Source organism: Polaromonas jejuensis NBRC 106434, assembly GCF_001598235.1.
GTDB lineage: Bacteria > Pseudomonadota > Gammaproteobacteria > Burkholderiales > Burkholderiaceae_C > Polaromonas > Polaromonas jejuensis.
The window spans coordinates 143553-159287 of sequence record NZ_BCYO01000008.1 but is presented as its reverse complement, the minus strand read 5'-3'; the positions used below and the strand labels follow the sequence as shown (position 1 = coordinate 159287).

The 15735-nt window shown below is 65.5% G+C and carries 15 protein-coding genes and 1 pseudogene; 6 read left to right on the top strand and 10 right to left on the bottom strand.

Going from position 1 to position 15735, the window contains the following annotated elements; translation table 11 throughout:
• Window positions 1–106: 106 nt before the first annotated feature.
• From PJE01S_RS12150 to PJE01S_RS12140, 3 genes and pseudogenes are all read left to right on the top strand, one after another.
• Window positions 107–385 (top strand): annotated as a pseudogene (locus PJE01S_RS12150) (benzoate/H(+) symporter BenE family transporter); the annotation flags it as partial.
• A gap of 7 nt (window positions 386–392) precedes the next feature.
• Window positions 393–1355 carry a glutathione synthase gene (gshB, locus tag PJE01S_RS12145; RefSeq protein ID WP_068833879.1) on the top strand — a complete coding sequence of 321 codons (963 nt, stop codon included), beginning with the start codon at window positions 393–395 and terminating at the stop codon, window positions 1353–1355.
• Between the two features lie 14 nt (window positions 1356–1369).
• Window positions 1370–2020 carry a histidine phosphatase family protein gene (locus PJE01S_RS12140; protein ID WP_218017516.1) on the top strand — a complete coding sequence of 217 codons (651 nt, stop codon included), beginning with the start codon at window positions 1370–1372 and terminating at the stop codon, window positions 2018–2020.
• A gap of 26 nt (window positions 2021–2046) precedes the next feature.
• Here the strand turns inward: PJE01S_RS12140 and PJE01S_RS12135 are convergent, their stop codons facing one another.
• The 6 genes from PJE01S_RS12135 to PJE01S_RS12110 all read right to left on the bottom strand — a co-directional run bounded on the left by PJE01S_RS12135 (window position 2047) and on the right by PJE01S_RS12110 (window position 8487).
• The gene (locus PJE01S_RS12135; protein WP_068833878.1) at window positions 2047–2844 is read right to left on the bottom strand and encodes a class II glutamine amidotransferase; all 798 of its coding nucleotides are present in this window, start codon (window positions 2842–2844) and stop codon (window positions 2047–2049) included.
• 2 nt (window positions 2845–2846) lie between these two features.
• Window positions 2847–4343, bottom strand: a complete 1497-nt coding sequence (locus PJE01S_RS12130) for an MFS transporter (RefSeq protein ID WP_068833877.1) — start codon at window positions 4341–4343, stop codon at window positions 2847–2849.
• A gap of 205 nt (window positions 4344–4548) precedes the next feature.
• Window positions 4549–5508, bottom strand: coding sequence for a Bug family tripartite tricarboxylate transporter substrate binding protein (locus PJE01S_RS12125; RefSeq protein ID WP_068833876.1), 960 nt, complete (start codon window positions 5506–5508; stop codon window positions 4549–4551).
• Window positions 5509–5538: 30 nt separating this feature from the next.
• Window positions 5539–5727 carry a DUF2783 domain-containing protein gene (locus PJE01S_RS12120; protein WP_068833875.1) on the bottom strand — a complete coding sequence of 63 codons (189 nt, stop codon included), beginning with the start codon at window positions 5725–5727 and terminating at the stop codon, window positions 5539–5541.
• A gap of 11 nt (window positions 5728–5738) precedes the next feature.
• A complete protein-coding gene (locus tag PJE01S_RS12115; RefSeq protein WP_068833874.1) occupies window positions 5739–7505 on the bottom strand; it encodes an FAD-dependent oxidoreductase in 1767 nt (588 codons plus the stop codon).
• 22 nt (window positions 7506–7527) lie between these two features.
• The gene (locus PJE01S_RS12110) at window positions 7528–8487 is read right to left on the bottom strand and encodes an MBL fold metallo-hydrolase (RefSeq protein ID WP_068833873.1); all 960 of its coding nucleotides are present in this window, start codon (window positions 8485–8487) and stop codon (window positions 7528–7530) included.
• 158 nt (window positions 8488–8645) lie between these two features.
• On the opposite strand from PJE01S_RS12110, the gene PJE01S_RS12105 reads away from it, so the two are divergent.
• The gene (locus tag PJE01S_RS12105; RefSeq protein WP_068833872.1) at window positions 8646–9464 is read left to right on the top strand and encodes an IclR family transcriptional regulator; all 819 of its coding nucleotides are present in this window, start codon (window positions 8646–8648) and stop codon (window positions 9462–9464) included.
• A 124-nt stretch (window positions 9465–9588) separates the two neighbouring features.
• On the opposite strand, the gene PJE01S_RS12100 is transcribed toward PJE01S_RS12105, so the two are convergent.
• The 3 genes from PJE01S_RS12100 to PJE01S_RS12090 form a co-directional block, all read right to left on the bottom strand.
• Window positions 9589–9780 (bottom strand): 4-oxalocrotonate tautomerase, encoded by a 192-nt coding sequence (locus PJE01S_RS12100; RefSeq protein WP_011485406.1) that lies wholly within the window; start codon window positions 9778–9780, stop codon window positions 9589–9591.
• Between the two features lie 249 nt (window positions 9781–10029).
• Window positions 10030–10308: a hypothetical protein gene (locus PJE01S_RS12095; RefSeq protein WP_068833871.1), complete on the bottom strand. Its 279-nt coding sequence runs from the start codon at window positions 10306–10308 to the stop codon at window positions 10030–10032.
• 134 nt (window positions 10309–10442) lie between these two features.
• Window positions 10443–12923 (bottom strand): DUF1631 family protein, encoded by a 2481-nt coding sequence (locus PJE01S_RS12090; RefSeq protein WP_068833870.1) that lies wholly within the window; start codon window positions 12921–12923, stop codon window positions 10443–10445.
• Window positions 12924–13240: 317 nt separating this feature from the next.
• Here PJE01S_RS12090 and PJE01S_RS12085 point away from each other — a divergent pair, with 317 nt between their 5' ends.
• Window positions 13241–13825 carry a hypothetical protein gene (locus tag PJE01S_RS12085; RefSeq protein ID WP_157090310.1) on the top strand — a complete coding sequence of 195 codons (585 nt, stop codon included), beginning with the start codon at window positions 13241–13243 and terminating at the stop codon, window positions 13823–13825.
• 135 nt (window positions 13826–13960) lie between these two features.
• Window positions 13961–14326 (top strand): SPW repeat protein, encoded by a 366-nt coding sequence (locus PJE01S_RS12080; RefSeq protein WP_068833868.1) that lies wholly within the window; start codon window positions 13961–13963, stop codon window positions 14324–14326.
• Window positions 14327–14793: 467 nt separating this feature from the next.
• On the opposite strand, the gene PJE01S_RS12075 is transcribed toward PJE01S_RS12080, so the two are convergent.
• Entirely contained in the window at window positions 14794–15696 is a 903-nt protein-coding gene (locus tag PJE01S_RS12075; RefSeq protein ID WP_068833867.1) for a LysR family transcriptional regulator, read from the bottom strand.
• Window positions 15697–15735 lie beyond the last annotated feature (39 nt).

Genomic DNA, 15735 nt, shown 5'->3' with positions numbered 1-15735 from the left:
TGCCTTTCGCCGGCAGGCCTGGGCGAGTCCCGTCGCGGCCAGATGGCGTGGTCTGAGGTTGCTTTTTTTTTTTGCCGTGCCGGTGTTCGCGATGCCGAGGTTCAGCTGGGCGGCGGCCGTCACCGGGCTGCTGACGGCCTTTCCGAGGGAGCTGGTGGTGGCGATTGCCGGGCTGGCCGCCGCCGTCAGGGATGAATCGCACCGCGAGACGGCGCCTATCACATTTCTGGTCACGCTGTCGGGCGTCGTGATAGCCGGTGCCGGTTCGGCCTTTTGGGGCGTGGTCGCGGGCGCAGTGGCGCTGTTTGTACAACAATACGGCCAGCAGCGCCGCGCACCACCCGGTCCGGCGCCCACCTCCAAGACAACGACGACCTCGTCCTGAACCGACCATGAACCTTCTTTTTGTTGCCGATCCGCTGGCGTCTTTCAAGACCTACAAGGACAGCACCTTTGCCATGATGCGCGAGGCGCAGCGGCGCGGCCACCGCATCAGCGCCTGCGAGCCGCAGGACATGAGCTGGCAAACCGGCGCCAGGGTCACGGCCCGGGTGCGTCACATCACGCTCACAGGACAGTTGGACGACTGGTTTGTGGCCGACGCCCAGCGCCCGGACGGCCGCGAGGCCGTGGCCGGCTTTGATGCGGTGATCATGCGCAAGGACCCGCCCTTTGACAGCGAATACTTCTACAGCACGCACCTGCTGGAGCAGGCCGAGCGCGAGGGCGCCAGGGTCTTCAACAAACCGGCGGCACTGCGCGACCACCCGGAAAAGCTGGCGATCCTGGAATTCGCCCAGTTCAGCGGGCCGACCCTGGTCACGCGCAGCGCCGACGACATCAAGCGCTTTCACGCCGAGCACGGTGACATCATCCTCAAACCGCTGGACGGCATGGGCGGCATGGGCATCTTCCGCGTGAAGCAGGATGGCCTGAACCTGGGCAGCATCACCGAGACGCTGAACAAGCATGGCACGCAAAGCGTGATGGTGCAGAAATTCCTGCCCGAAATCGCCCAGGGCGACAAGCGCGTGCTGGTGATTGGCGGCAAGCCGGTGCCTTATAGCCTCGCGCGCATTCCGCAGGGCAGCGAGGTGCGCGGCAACCTGGCCGCCGGTGGCCTGGGCGTGGCGCAGCCGCTGTCAAAACGCGACTTTGAAATTGCCGAAGCACTCGGCCCGGTGCTGGCCGCGCGCGGCCTGCTGCTGGCCGGTGTGGATGTGATTGGCGACTACGTGACCGAGATCAATGTGACCAGCCCGACCTGCTTCCAGGAAATTTTCGACCAGACCGGCTTTGACGTGGCCGCCATGTTTGTCGATGCGCTGGAGCAGGCCGTGGCGGCTGCCTCCTGATGTGGGTCAAGGCAATGACCCGGCCCGCTCCTGGCCAAGGTCTGCGGCGCGCGATCCTGTGCAGCCTGTGGCTGCCTTTCGCCTCCTGGGCCGCACCGGCCGCCGATGCAGCCGCAGAGGTTGCAGAGCAGAAAATCATCTTCATCCGCCATGCGGAAAAACCGGCCCGGGGCCTGGGGATGATCAATTGCCAGGGATTGAACCGCGCGCTGGCCTTGCCGGCCGTGCTGCTGGCCAGGTTCGGCAAGCCGGATTTCGTGTTTGCGCCCGATCCGCATGAGAAAAAGGTCGATGGCGACCAGTCCTACAACTATGTGCGGCCCCTGTTGACCGTGGCGCCCACAGCCGTGCAGCTGGGCCTGCCCATCGACACCTCGTTCGGGTATGAAAACATTCAGGGCTTGCAGCAGGAGCTGGCCGCTCCGCGCTATCAAAACGCGGTGGTGCTGGTGGCCTGGGAGCACCGGCTGCTTGAAGAGATGGTCAGGGCCATGCTGCAGCGCATGGGCGGCCAGGCCAGCGCGGTGCCGCACTGGAAGAGCAGTGATTTCGACAGCATTTACGTGCTGACGGTGCGGCGCAGCCAAGGTCAGGCCAGGGCCAGCTTTGCGCTGGAGCAGCAGGCGCTCAACGGGCAAAGCCCGGGCTGCGCCGCCACACCCTGAGCGGCTGGTCGGGCCGATCAGGCCGGTCAGGCGGCGGCGAGCGCGCCGTCCACAAACACCTTGAGCTCTCCCGGCGCAAAAGCCGTCCAGTGCTCGTTGGTGGTCAGCGGCGCCGTCACCACCACGGCCACACGGTCGGTGGGCCGGGTGTGTTCGGCAAAGTTGACGCTCACGTCTTCGTCGCTCAGCGTGGCGTGGGCAAACGGATGCCGGCGCTCGACGTAATAGAGGCTGGTGGATGCGTGCGCCCACAGCGCCTGCCCATTGCTCAGCAGGCAATTGAAGCTGCCATGGGGGGCGATCCGGGCCGCCAGTTCGCGCAGGGTGATGCTGAGTTCCTGCACGCTGGGCACATCGGCGTGGGATTTGGCCAGCTCCTGCATGATCCAGCAAAAAGCGCGCTCGCTGTCGGTGCTGCCGACCGGCCTGAAGCTGCCGTGCAGCCGCGGTGCGAAATCCTTGAGGTCGCCATTGTGGGCAAACACCCAGTAGCGGCCCCACAGCTCGCGCACAAAGGGGTGGCAGTTTTCCAGCGCGACGCGGCCTTGCGTGGCCTTGCGGATATGCGCGATGACGTTGCGGCTCTTGATCGGGTAGCGGCGAATCAGCTCGGCCACCGGCGACTCGCAGGCCGGCTGGTGATCGACAAAATGCCGCAGGCCCCTGTCGCAGCCGGTGCTGACGGCATCGTCATTGCCTTCAAAAAAGGCAATGCCCCAACCGTCGGCATGGTGGTCCGTGTGGCCGCCGCGCTGCGCGAAGCCGCGAAAGCTGAAAGTCACGTCCGTGGGCGCGTTGCAGTTCATGCCCAGCAGCTGGCACATGCTCAGTCCGCCCTGAGTTGTTCGGGCCGCGGCTGTGGTGCGGCAGCCCGTTCGCGCAGCTGCCAGGCCGCCACCATGGCCAGCGCGCACAGGGCGGCCAGCATCAAAAAGGCTTCGTTAAAGGCCGCCAGCCGCGCCGGGCTGCTGCTGGCGTTGGCGAAGGAGTCGCCATGCGCGGCGAGCCGCCACTCCAGCACGATGCCGCACAGGCTCACGCCGATCGCGCCGCCCAGCATGCGCACAAAGCTGATGGCGCTGACGCCCTGCGGCATCAGGTCCTTGGGCAGCGGCCGCAGCGAGCCCAGATTCAGCGAGGGCAGGATAAAGCCCAGCCCGATGCGGCCCAAAATGGCCCACAGCACCAGCAGCCACAAGGCGCTGCCCAGGCCGACCGTCAGCATCAGCGCGAACGAGGCCGCCAGCAGGCTCAGCCCGGTGCTGACCAGCAGCCAGGTGGGCTGCCTGTCGGCCAGCCGGCCCACACCGGCAATGGTGGCGGCCAGCACCAGCCCGGCGGGCAACAGGATGGTGCCGACATGCGAGGCCGACAGGTTCAGGCCCAGCTGCATGTAAACCGGCAGCAGGTAGGTCGAGCCAAACAGCGCCGTGCCGTAAATGAAGGCGACCACGCTGCCCATGGCGAACTGGCGGTAGCCAAAGAGCGCCAGGTTCATCAGCGGCGCGCGGCCCGTGTCGGCCATGTGGCGCTGCCACCCGATAAACACGGCCATGGCCATCAGGGCCGCAACCAGCAGGACCACGGCCTCCAGCAGGCTGTTGCCATGCAGCGCCACCATGCCGTTGAGCAGGCACAGCGTGCCCACGCCGCCCAGCAGCAGGCCGCGCCAGTCGATCATGGCACTGTTGCGGTCGGCCGCCACACCGCCGGGCGCGCTGTCCGGCACATAGCGGTAAGCCATCCACAGCGACAGCAGGCACAGCGGAATCACCATGAAAAAAATTGAGCGCCAGCCAAACCAGTCGACCAGCAGGCCGCCAATGCTGGGGCCCAGCGCCGGCGCCAGCACCACGCCCATGCCAAAGAGGCCGCTGGCCCGGCCCTGCTCATGGGGTCCGAAGGCGCGCATGATGATGATGGCCGGAATCGGTTGCACGATGCCGGCCGCCAGCCCTTCGGCCACGCGCGCGCCCATCACCAGGCCGAAGCTGTTGGCCAGGCCGCCGACCATGCCGCCGGTCATCAGCAGCAGCATGGTGCCGGCGTAGGTGCGTCGGTAGCCGTAGCGCGCCAGCAGCCAGGGCGTGGTCAGCATGGACACCGTCGTGGCCACCATAAAGCCGGAGCTGACCCATTGCGCCCGTTCCTGGCCCAGCGCGAAATGCTGGCTCATGTCGGGAATCGCCACGTTGACGATGGTCGACGACATGATGGAGGCCATGGTGCCCAGCATCACTGACAGCAGCAACAGCCAACGGTAACGCGGGCCGTAGCGGGCCCGCAGATTGGCGAGTGTGAAGGGGGCGGCGGGGGCGGTCACAAAAAGATGGGCAAATGCATGCCCGTCAATTGTGCCAGCTGCCTGCGTCGCTGCCCAGGTTCCGGGAAGAAGGTGGTTCGCGTGTCACCCAGTGGCATCGGCTGCCCGCACGGCCACCTGGGCGCCGTGCGGCGTTGAAAATGCTATGAATTTGATAGCTGTTTACGCAATCAGAACAAGAGCTACAGGGTTATTTTCCCTGTGTTCAGTCAACCTTGATGCCGTTGTCGCGGATCAGCCGGCCCCAGCGCTCGCGCTCGCTCTTGACGTAGCTGGCCATCTGCGCCGGCGTGCCGGGCAGGCCCTCGACACCGAGCGCCTGATAGCGCGCCTTGACCGTGGTCGAGTTGAGGGCCTCGACAAGTGCCCTGTTGAGCTTGGTGATGATTTCGGGCGGCGTGCCGGCGGGCACCGAAAGACCCTGCCATGCGTAGGCCTCGAAGCCAGTCAGCCCCTGCTCGGCGAAGGTCGGCACCTCGGGCAGGGTGGCGATGCGCTGGGTGCTTGCCACGGCGATGGCCTTGACCTTGCCGGCCAGCACGAACTGGTTGCCGCTCGCGGTATCGACCAGCATGAAGGGGACGACGCCGCCCAGGATGTCCTGCAGCGCCGGTGCCGCGCCGCGATAGGCCACGTGCGTCATCTTGAGGCCGGTCTTCTCGCGCAGCAGCTCGGTTGCCAGGTGGTGCGGGCTGCCTGCGCCGGCCGAGGCGTAGTTGATGCCGTTCGGCTGCGCCTTGGCCCAGGCCAGGAATTCCTTGAAGTTGTTCACCGGCACGTTCGCACCCACCACCAGCACCAATGGAAAGCGCGCCAGCATGCCCACCGGCGCGAGGTCCTTCTCGGCGTTGTAGCTGAGCTTGGAAAACAGGAAGGGGTTGGCCGCCAGCGTGGCGAAATCGGCCGTCAACATCACATGTCCGTAGTCCTTGGCGCGCGCCACGTAGTCGGCCGCGATATTGGTCGCAGCGCCGGGCTTGTTGTTGATGATGATGGTCTGGCCGAGGTTCTTCGACATGGTTTCGGCGGTGGCGCGCGCCACCGAGTCGGAGCCGCCGCCGGCCGCGTAGCCGACCACCCATTCGATCGGCTTGCTGTTTTGCGCCGGGGCCGCGAAGGCGGTGAACGACAGGGCCAGGGCGAGAATGCGGGAAGTGATTTTCATGAATGTCTCCTTGGGGTTGGTATGCGGGAATCAGGCGCGCTGCGCCGCGGCGAAGGCCTCGCGCAGCACGGCCAGCGCGCCGATGTGGTTGGCCAGTACCAGCACGAGGCGCGCGTTGAAGGCGTGGCTCTCTTCGGTCGAGAGTCCGTGGTGGGCTTCAATCAGCGCTTCGTAAAAATCGTCGGGCGCATCGAGGTTCGGGGTGGTGATCAGATTCATGGCGGGCTCCTTCATGCCTTGGCGAGTGCGTGGTCCAGTGCGGCGCGGATGGCTTGTGTGTCCGGTTGCCGCCAGCGTGCGCAGACGTGGTGGTCGGGCCGCAGCAGGTAGACGGTACCGGGCCGCGCATCGTAGCGCTGGGTAGCGAGCGCGTGGACGCTGTTCAATGCGATGCGCACCACCTTCACGGCCGGGTCGGCCTCGGCGACCGCGTGTGCGCTGCGCTCGGCCAAATCACCGCCACCACTGGCGTCGCCGAACACCAACGCACTGAAACCCGTGCGGTTCAGTTCGCGCAGCAGCCAGCCGGCGCTGCCGTCGGCGCGAGCGATGGGCGCGTCGGCGGCCGGTGCCCCGGGCACCAGCTTGCCTTCGAAGAGGTCGGTATCGGCTGTGTTCAGCACTGAGCCGTGCAGCGTGGACGGTACGGAGAGCCGGCCACTGTTGACCAGTGTGCGCGCAAAGCCGTGGCGCTTGGCCAGTTCGAGCACCGCGTCGCGGAACAGCCGGCTGATCTCGCTCTTGGGCGTAATGAAGTCGGTGGCGCGGGTGGAGTTTCGGATGTTCTCGTCGGCCGCGTATTCGCGCTCGCTGGCATAACTGTCGAGCAGCGCATCGGGCGCGTCGCCGCGCACGACCGCCGCCAGTTTCCAGGCAAGGTTCTCGGCGTCCTGCACGCCCGAGTTGGCGCCGCGGGCGCCGAAGGGCGACACGCCGTGCGCCGAGTCGCCGGCGAACAGCACGCGGCCATGACGGAAACTGTCCATGCGCAGGCAGGCGAAGGTGTAGACGCTGGCCCATTCGAGTTCGAACTGCGCATCCTTCATCTCCGAGTGAGCCAGCAGCGCCTTGACGCGCGGAATGATGTTCTCGGGCTTCTTCTCGTGCTCGGGATCGGCATCCCAGCCGAGCTGGAAGTCGATACGCCAGACGTTGTCGGGCTGCATGTGCAGCAGCACGCTCTGGTTCGGATGAAACTCGGGGTCGAACCAGAACCAGCGCTCGGCAAAACCTTCGGCCCCCACGCTCGGCACTGCGTGTCCTCGCTGCCCCCCGAGGGGGCGCTCGCCCGGCTTGGGGCGGCCCGGCGCCGGCGAATCCAGCTTCATCTTCACGTCGGCGATCAGGAAGCGGTCCTTGAAGATGCGGCCCTTGCTCTCCTGCCCGATGAGCTGGCGCAGCGAAGAACGCGAGCCGTCGCAGGCGGCGACATAGCTGGCCGCCAGTTGGTAGTTGCCGTCGGGCGTTTCGACGGTGAGCAGTGCATGGTCGGCCTGTTGTTCGACGCCCACCACCTGGTTCCTCCAGCGCAGGTCTATGAGCGGCAGCGCTGCGGCACGCTCGGCGAGGTAGCCTTCGACGTAGTACTGCTGCAGGTTGATGAAGGCCGGACGCTCGTGGCCTTCTTCGGGCAGAAGGTTGAAGCTGTAGATCTGATCGTTTTTGAAGAACACCTTGCCGACGTTCCACGAGACGCCCTTGTCCGTCATGCGCTGGCCGCAGCCGAGGCGGTCGAACACCTCGAGCGTGCGCTTGGCAAAGCAGATGGCGCGCGAGCCGGTCGAGAGCGTGCAGTCGTTGTCGAGCAGCAGCACCGGCACGTTCTGCTGCGCCAGGTCGATGGCGAGCGCCAGGCCCACCGGGCCGGCGCCGACCACCACCACCGGGTGGCGCGCGGGCGGGTCGGCGTCCTGATCGGCATGACGCTCGTAGTCGAACGCCAGCTTCTGGTAATCAACGCCGCGACCCCGCGTGTTTTGAAGTTCCTGCAATTTCATTTTTGTCTCCCCAAGGGGCGTGTCAACCTTCCAGCGTTTCCCACATCTGCCGGTCGCGCTCGGCCGTCCAGATGCGCGGGTCGGGATACTGGGTGGCCTCGTCGTAGCAGCGCGTTACGTCGAAGGGCATGCAGTGGTCAAAGATCACCCAGTGGCCGTACTTGGGCTTGAGCTGGGCGAAGGTTTCCTTGTAGACCGCGTTGAGATCCTTGCCCGCCTTCACGCCGGCGTGAACGCTGGCGTACACATCGGCGATGAAGTCGCGCGTGCCGGCCAGGCCCTTTTGCACCTGCTCGGGGCTGGTGAGTGCAGCGCCCCGGCCGGGCACCAGCGCCGCCGGCTTGAGCGCCGCCAGGTTGTCCAGCGTCTTCGGCCAGTCCTTGAAGTAGGCGTCGCCGGCATAGGGCGTCGCGTCGAACTCGACCAGGTCGCCCGAAAACAGGATTTTGTCCTTCGGCAGCCAGACGACCGTGTCACCCTTGGTGTGGCCGCGGCCGAGCTGCAATAGCTGCACTTCGAGCGAGCCCAGCCACAGCGTCATTTTTCCGGTGAAGGTCAGGGTCGGCCAGGTTAGGCCTGGCGGCACCGATTCGACATCGCGGAACAGGCGCGGGAAACGGCCGATCTCGCTGGCCTTGTCCTGCTCGCCGCGTTCGACGATCAGCTCGTAGGTGTCCTGGCTGGCCAGAATGTGCTCGGGCTGGTAGCCGCTGGCGCCCAGCACACGCACGGCGTGGTAGTGCGTCAGCACCACGTACTTGATGGGCTTGTCGGTCACCTCGCGGATGCGGCGCACCACGTCGGCCGCCATGGCCGGCGTGGCCTGGGTGTCGGCCACCAGCACGCAGTCGTCGCCGATGACGATGCCGGTGTTGGGGTCGCCTTCGGCCGTATAGGCGTAGGCGTTGTCCGAAAGCCTGGTGAACGTGACCTGCTTCTCGTCGAGGTCGGCTTGGGAGGCGAATTTCTTGGGGCTGCTCATGAGATCTCCGGAGTGGGCTGACAGAGTTACGATTTGTCTATTGCAAATTGATTTGTTGATTTTATGCAGAAGTTTGCTATTGTCAAATCCATTTGTGGAATGATTGACGCTTGCGGCCGCCGGCCACCCCCTTCACCCCCTCAACTGAGAAGCCAGCCATGGACAAGGACGAACACGATCACCAGAAAGAACCCAAAGAGCAGCGGGCCGTGCAGTCGGTCGAGATCGGCGGGCGGCTGCTGCTGGCGCTGGCTGAGCACCCAAGCCCCATGACGCTCAAGGATCTGGCGGCCAAGGCCGGCCTGCCGGCGTCGCGCGCGCACACTTATCTGGTGAGTTTTGGCAGGCTGCGCCTGATCGAGCAGGACCCGGTGACGGGCCGCTACGCGCTGGGCGCGGCGGCGCTGCAGGTGGGCCTGAGCTGCCTGCATCAGCTCGATCCCCTGAAAGCCGCCACGCCGGTGGCCGAAGCGCTGGCGCTGGCCATCGACCAGACGGTGGCGATCGCGGTGTGGGCCAATTTCGGCCCCACGATCGTGCGCTATATCGAGGCCAGCCAGCCGTTGCATGTCAGCATGCGCATGGGAACGGTCATGTCCATCCTGGGCACGGCTACCGGACGGGCCTTTGCCGCCACGCTGCCCCGGCATCAACTGGAGCAGGCCATGCAGGGCGCTTTCGGCGATGGCCCACGGCGGCTCGACCGCAGCGCCGTGAAAGACGTGGCCCAGGAAATCCAGGATATTCAGGCGGAACTGCGCCAGCATGGCGTGGTGCGCGCCGCAGGCCGTCCGATTCCGGGCGTCAATGCTTTCAGTGCCGCCGCCTTTGATCACGAGGGCAAAGCCGTACTGGTGATCACGGCATTGGGGCATGAGGACAATTTTCCGGCGGACTGGGATTCCGCTATCGCCCGCGCCGTGCGCCAGGCGGCGGCGGATGTGTCGCTGCGGCTGGGCTACCGGGTCAAGGGATAAATCGGCCGTCGTCCAGAGGGGGAAGGGCGCTGCAAGGTGTTGGCTTGCATGCCGGGCCGCAGCGCGCCTGCAGCTCGGCGAGCGAGGCAGGCGCAACGGACGTATTCAAAAGCTTTCCTGGTGCTCAGCTTCGGGGTTCTGACCAGAGCTTGCCGCCGGTGGCCCAGTTCTCGCGCTTGATGTCAGTGATGATGATGTCCACCGAATCGGGCTGGCCGCCCAGAATCTCGACGCTCACGCGGGTAATGGCGTCGACCAGCTTTTTCTTTTGTTCAACAGTGCGGCCTTCCATCATTTCGACATGGTATGTGGGCATGGTTTTCCTTTTGTGGGGGGACAATGGGTAGATGATAAAAGCAAGGGCGATCCGCGCGGGCCGCCGCCCCGAAAAAAGCCGCCGTGGCCAAGAAAAAAAAGCCGGCCAAGCCTTGGCGTCCGGCCGTTCGCGCGACCCGCGGTTTCATGAAGAAAGTGCCTCCAGCCCTACAAAAATGGGCGCGATATGCTATGAATTTAATAGTGACTGGCGGCTGGCTGCAGGGCCTTGCCAGGGACATGGGGTGCGCTATTCGAGGGCGGTCACGCTCACGCCATGCTGCTCGGAAAAGGCCTTGAGGATTTTGGCGACCTGCGGCTCATCCAGCGTGGTCACCAGCTCGACGAGTTTGTTGTCATCGCCCCGGTGGCTGTCGCTCACCATCACGCTGGCGCGGCTGTCCTGCGCGGCCAGCAGGCTGCGCAGCGAGGGCTCGAGCGAGTCCATCAGCTGATCGCGCTCGGCTTGGGGGGCGGCCGAGTGTGCGGGGTATTGCACCTCAAAAGAGAAGCTGGTTTTTTCCGTCATGGTGGTCTTTCCGGAGAGGGGCCTGAAACCCCAAGTCTGCACCGGGCGCCCGGGACGCGGCGTCAGACAGCGCCGTGATTTTCGACGGGGCGCTCACGCAAAGTCCGGCAGCGGTCACCTGGGCGGTCAGGCCGCTAGGCCGCGGCCGGCTCGGCCCGTGGGGACATGGCCACTTCCGTGGCGACTGCATCCAGCGCCTGCGCCACCACCCCGTGGGTGTGCACCGGCCGCAGCAGCCGTTCCCGGATCAGCCGCTCGCAGCTGCGCCTGGTCATCGAGTGCGGCTGGCCGCCATGGCTGACAAACATGAACAGCGTGCCCTTGGCGCTGGCCCAGACCAGCTGGGCGCGCAGCCAGCGGCGCCTTGAATACAGATCGACCCAGTTTCCGGTGCGCAGGCCCAGCAGTATTGGCGCGGCTTCGGCGGGGGGCAACTCTGGCAGGCAGGCATCGCCGACACCCTCAGCGCTTGCCGGCATCGCGGTGGCCGCGGGCATCTCTTCTTCAAGCGCTGCCAATTCGCCGGGCACGGAGGACAGGGTGTCTTCAAAGCCGGCGGCATCGAGGTCGTCGCGGCGCAGCCAGGGTTGCTCGGCCACCTTGGCGCGGCGCTGCTCGGGGCTGGCCGGCAGCTCTTCGGGCGCCAGTGGTACGGCGCCGGACTCTTGCGCATCGCGTCTGCTTTTGAGGCGGCGCAGCTTGAGCACCGGCCGGTGCAGCTTCATCAGGCCTTCAAAAAACGCATCGTTCTCGCGCGGGTCCTGACCCAGCAATGCCAGCCCGGCATGCAGCTGGCCCAGCAGGCCCGGGATCATCTCGATCAGCTTGGCGGGCCGTTTCAGCGTCACTTCCCGCTTGACGCTCCAGAGCAGGTCGGGCACCACCGAGCCAAAGCCCATCGGGTCGATCTGGTTGCGCGTGTCGGTGAGCCTGGCATGCGCCATGACCAGCGCCCACGGGCCGAACAGGAAGTCGAGCACCAGGCCGGATACTTTGTCCAGATCGGAACGCGTGCTCAGGTCCAAGGCAATCTGGTCGGCCTGGGTCTGGCGCTCCTCCGCAAAGCGCAGGGTCTGCAGCACGTTGTTGCGGTTTTTCGCCTCGCGCTGGTCCTGCTCGTCCCAGCCGTGTTCCAGCGTGGCCAGCGACATGGCAAAGGGCTGGGCGTCTTCAATGCTCAGGCCGTTGAGTTCATTGAAGGCGCGCGTGAGCGGCTCGAAAAAAGCCAGGAACTCGGGGCTGAATTCGTCGTTGTACTTGAAGCTGCGCTGGGCCACGCGCTCGATGAGACGCCGGCCCGCATGATCTTCGTCATTGAAAAAGTGCGGGTCCACCATGGCCAGGCGCAGCAGCGACGGCTCAAGGGCTACGATGGCCTCGCGCACCGGGACCAGCAGCCGGGAATCCTGCGCCACCTGGTCGACCAGTTTGCGCACCACCTCCAGCCCCAGCACCTGCCCCACCTGCCGGGCCGCCTTCTTGAGTTGGGTATGGAGAATGTCGCGTTCCCGGGGGCGACTATAAGACCCCCACACCTCCTGGTTGAGCTGGCTGCGTTCATTGACAGGACGCGGGGGACGGTCGACGGCCGGCACCTTCTGGTTGCCCGCGTGCGGAGCGTCGCGTGACCCGGTCAGCGGCGCTTGCGCCGATTCGCGCGCTGCTTTCAGTGCCAGCAGCTCTTCTTCTATGGTGGCGTAATAGGCTGGCGCCAGACCGCGGTTGGCGTTGCTGCCGCCATTGAGCAGGAAATCATGGAACATTCCGTCCTTGATTTCGGGGTCAGACAAGTCGGCATACTGCGAGGGCCGTGGGGCCATGGGTTCGTCGGACACATAACCCCCCCGTGGGGTGCCTGCCATGCTGGCGCCGCCGTTGCTGGAATCCGACCCAGGGCCAGTCTTGTGGCTTCCCCGGCCCTTGCCGCCACTCACAGGCGTGTGCCGCACCCGATAGTCGGCTCCCTTGACTTTTGCTAGTTCAAGCTGATTGACTATCCGCTCATACACCAGCGTGAGCTCGCGCCCCAACGGGTCGGCCAGATTCTTGAGCCACAGCGAGGTGATGGCCGGCTCGCTGGATGCGGCAAAGACCATCTCGCGCAGCGTTTGTGCAAAAACCTCGGGGCGCAGCGGATTGAGCTCCGGCCTGACGTTGGGCAGGCCCTGCACGGTGCTCATCAGCTTGTTGAGTTCGGCCAGGGGCTGCTCAACGAGCGGCAAGATTTGCTGCAGCAGCCGTGATGATTCGATCGCCTGCGATACATCGGCGTCGTCCACCAGCGAAAAGGCGTCGGCCGACGCAAACGCTTGGGTTGAAGTGCCCGCGAGCGCAGGTATCGATGAAGCAGACGGGGCGGCTTGCCCAGCTGCAGCCACGCCGCTGCTGAATGTGGTGCGCAGGTCGGCCGGGTACTGGATGCTCCAGGCGGGCTTGTTTTTCAGCAACTCGCGCCAGGCCATGGCCAGCGCATCGCGTTCGCCGACTTGCTCGCTCTGGGCTTCGGCGAGCTGAAGCGCCGCGACCGCGGCTTCAATACAGCGTTCCAAGGCGGGCCGGGCCGCTTTGGCGGCCTCCTGGAGGCAGGATTGAAGAACGTCGGGTTGCAAAGCCATCTGGGGCGGGGATTCCGGAGTTTTTTGATCTTGATGCTCGGCCACGAGCCGGCCACCGTCATGCCCGGGCGAGGCAGGGCTTAGGGTAATGGGCAAGCCTGGTTGAAACGCGGCGCTTGCAAACTGTTTCATTTGCTTGCCAATGCACACGAACAATGAGCTTTTGCCATGGCCGGTGGCCCTGTGTGGCCGGATTTTTGCGCGGCGGCAGAGCGCGCGCGTCCTTTGTAAGATCCGTGCTGCTTGTAATACGGCGGTTTTGGCGCAAGGTCCTGTTGATGAAAAACGGAAGATGCGCCGACGCCACGGAGTGTGAATTGAAGCTTTTCCCCTTATTCCGCGCATCCCCTTCTCGTTCGCGGGCCTATTTTTCAAGGCTCCGGCTGCCGCTGTTGCTGCTTGGCGCGCTGTGGGCCGGCTCGAATGCCTGGTCGCAGACGGTGCTGGATGGCGCCGCCTTGCTGGGCATGAGCCGCCAGCAACTCGCCTCCGCGATGGTCGATGCGCGGCCGGTGAGGTCGCCCCGGCGCCTGTCGTCGGGGGCCGTTGGTTTGCTGCGGGTGCCCGATGTGCTGTGCGAGGGCCTGCATTTTGAGCAGACCCTGTTCTTTGGCCGCCACCAGCTTGAGCAAATGGACCTGGTGTTGCTGAACCCCGGCTCCTCGACGGGCGCACGGGACGCGGCGACGGCTGCCGGCTTCGCGTCGCTGGTGCAATCCCTGCGTGCAAAGCTCGGCCCCGAGTTGGCCGCGTCGGCCTCGACGCCCGTGGCCTTGATGAATTCCGCCTCGTGGGTCAGTGGCGATGCTGACGTGATGCTGTTCCGCTCGGGCAGCCCGGCGCATCCATCCCTGCGGATGGTGATCAGGCAGCGGCAGCTGGTGGACGCCAGCGAACTCTGAGCCGGCGGCGGTTTTCCGGGTTTCGGGGCGGGCGCTGGCCTGGGGCGGCCCCGGCGTGCGAGGGGAACCAAGCCGCGAGCGCGGGTTCTAATTCTTGTTAGTCGGCATGCTTTACGGCTGACAGGAGGTGAAACCATGAAGCAACTCAAGCATTGGCAAGACCCGCTCAATGCCCTTTTGGGTGTCTGGGTCATTCTCTCGCCTTGGGCGCTGGGCTACCAGGATACAACGGTGGCCATGGTCAACGCGGTCGTGATTGGGCTGGCACTCATCGCCGCCGCGCTGGGGGCGATTTTCGTTCCGCGTGCGTGGGAAGAATGGACCGAGGTGGTGCTCGGGGCCTGGCTGGTCATCGCGCCTTGGGTACTCGGCTTCAGCACGCTTTACCGGGCCACGCTGAGCACGGTGGTCACCGGTCTGGTGATCGTGGCATTGGCCCTCTGGACACTGATGACCGACGAGGACTACCGGGGCTGGTTGCGCAACTGGACGGCGCACTGAGCGGCTGGCGGCGGTCTGCCGTGGCTTGCTGAACACGGCACGCCTCTGCCGAGTTGGGCTGAGGGGACGGCATCCGTCCCGGAAAACAATGGTTCCCATGGACGGTTGCATTGCTCCCGCTTGTCCGGCAACACCACGCGGTGTTGCGCGGCTTGTTCACACAGTGCGTGAGTTGCACTGCGGGGGAGGGTGTTTTTGAATGATTGCATGCCCCCTGGTGGCGGCCGGTTCATGGTTTCGATTTGCTTTGGTCTGATTCAGCGCTGGATGAAAAACGGCACCTGTGGGTGCCGTTTTTCTGGAGGCCGTCAGGAAAATCCGTCTTTGGCCCTTTTGTTATCTGCATAGTTTGCTATGGAATAAATAGCGGGCGTCAGGCGGTGCCGGTCTTCACCTCCAGCCGCCAGGCATGCCGCAGCGGCTCGGTGTCGCCGCTGGGTTGTTTCTGGTCGAGTTTCTGCGGTTCTTCAGTCGCGCAGCCGCTCAGTCACGAACTGGCGGAACAAGCCCATAGCCGGCGCCTCGGTGCGACCGGCCAGCGTGACAAGCGCAAAGCGCGGGCCGTTGATCAGCTCGGGGTCGGTCGCCAGCTTGACGAGCTGGCCAGTCGCTATGCCGGCGCGTGCGGCCGCCATGATGCCGAGGTAAATCGCGTCCGAGGCCTTGACCGTCTCGATCAGGCTCATGATGTCGTCGCAGCGCAGGCTCACGGCCTGCTGCGGGTCGGCCCGCGGCCCGAAGCGGTCGACCAGGGTATGCGCCACTTCCGTGCTGAGCGGCGTCGAGGCCAGCGGGTAGCGCAGCATGTCGTCAAAGGACACCGGCCTGCCGGCCCGCAGCAAGGGGTGGCCGCTGCGGCAGACAAAGCCGGCCCGCATTTCGGCCAGGCGCTCAATGGTCAAGTCGGGGGCCGGCGCAATGTTGCGCACCTCGATCACCAGCGCATCCAGTGTGCGCTGGCGCAGTTGAACCAGCTGCAGTTCGATGGCGCCGGACGTGATGCTGACGCGTACGCCCGGGCGCTGCTGCGCCATGTGCACCAGAAACGGTGTCGTGAGCATCGCGCCCGGCCCCGAGCCCAGCCCGACCCGGATCGCACCGACGCTGCCCTCTTTGAGCAGCTCCGCGCTGCGGCGCAGCTCGGCCGCGTCGAACACCATGCGCCGGGCGCGCGCGGCCACGGCCTCGCCCAGCGGCGTGAGTTCATTGCGCTTGCCCGTGCGGTCGATCAGGCGGGCGCCCAACTCGTCTTCCAGCACCTGGATGCTGCGGCTCAGGGCCGACTGCGTCAGGTGCAGCTGTTCGGCGGCGCGGCTGAACGAGCCTGTTTCCGCCACGGCCAGCAGGTGTTCCAGTTGCCTGAGGTTCATCGGGCTTGTTTTTGAGAATGAGTTATTTTGCTGACAATA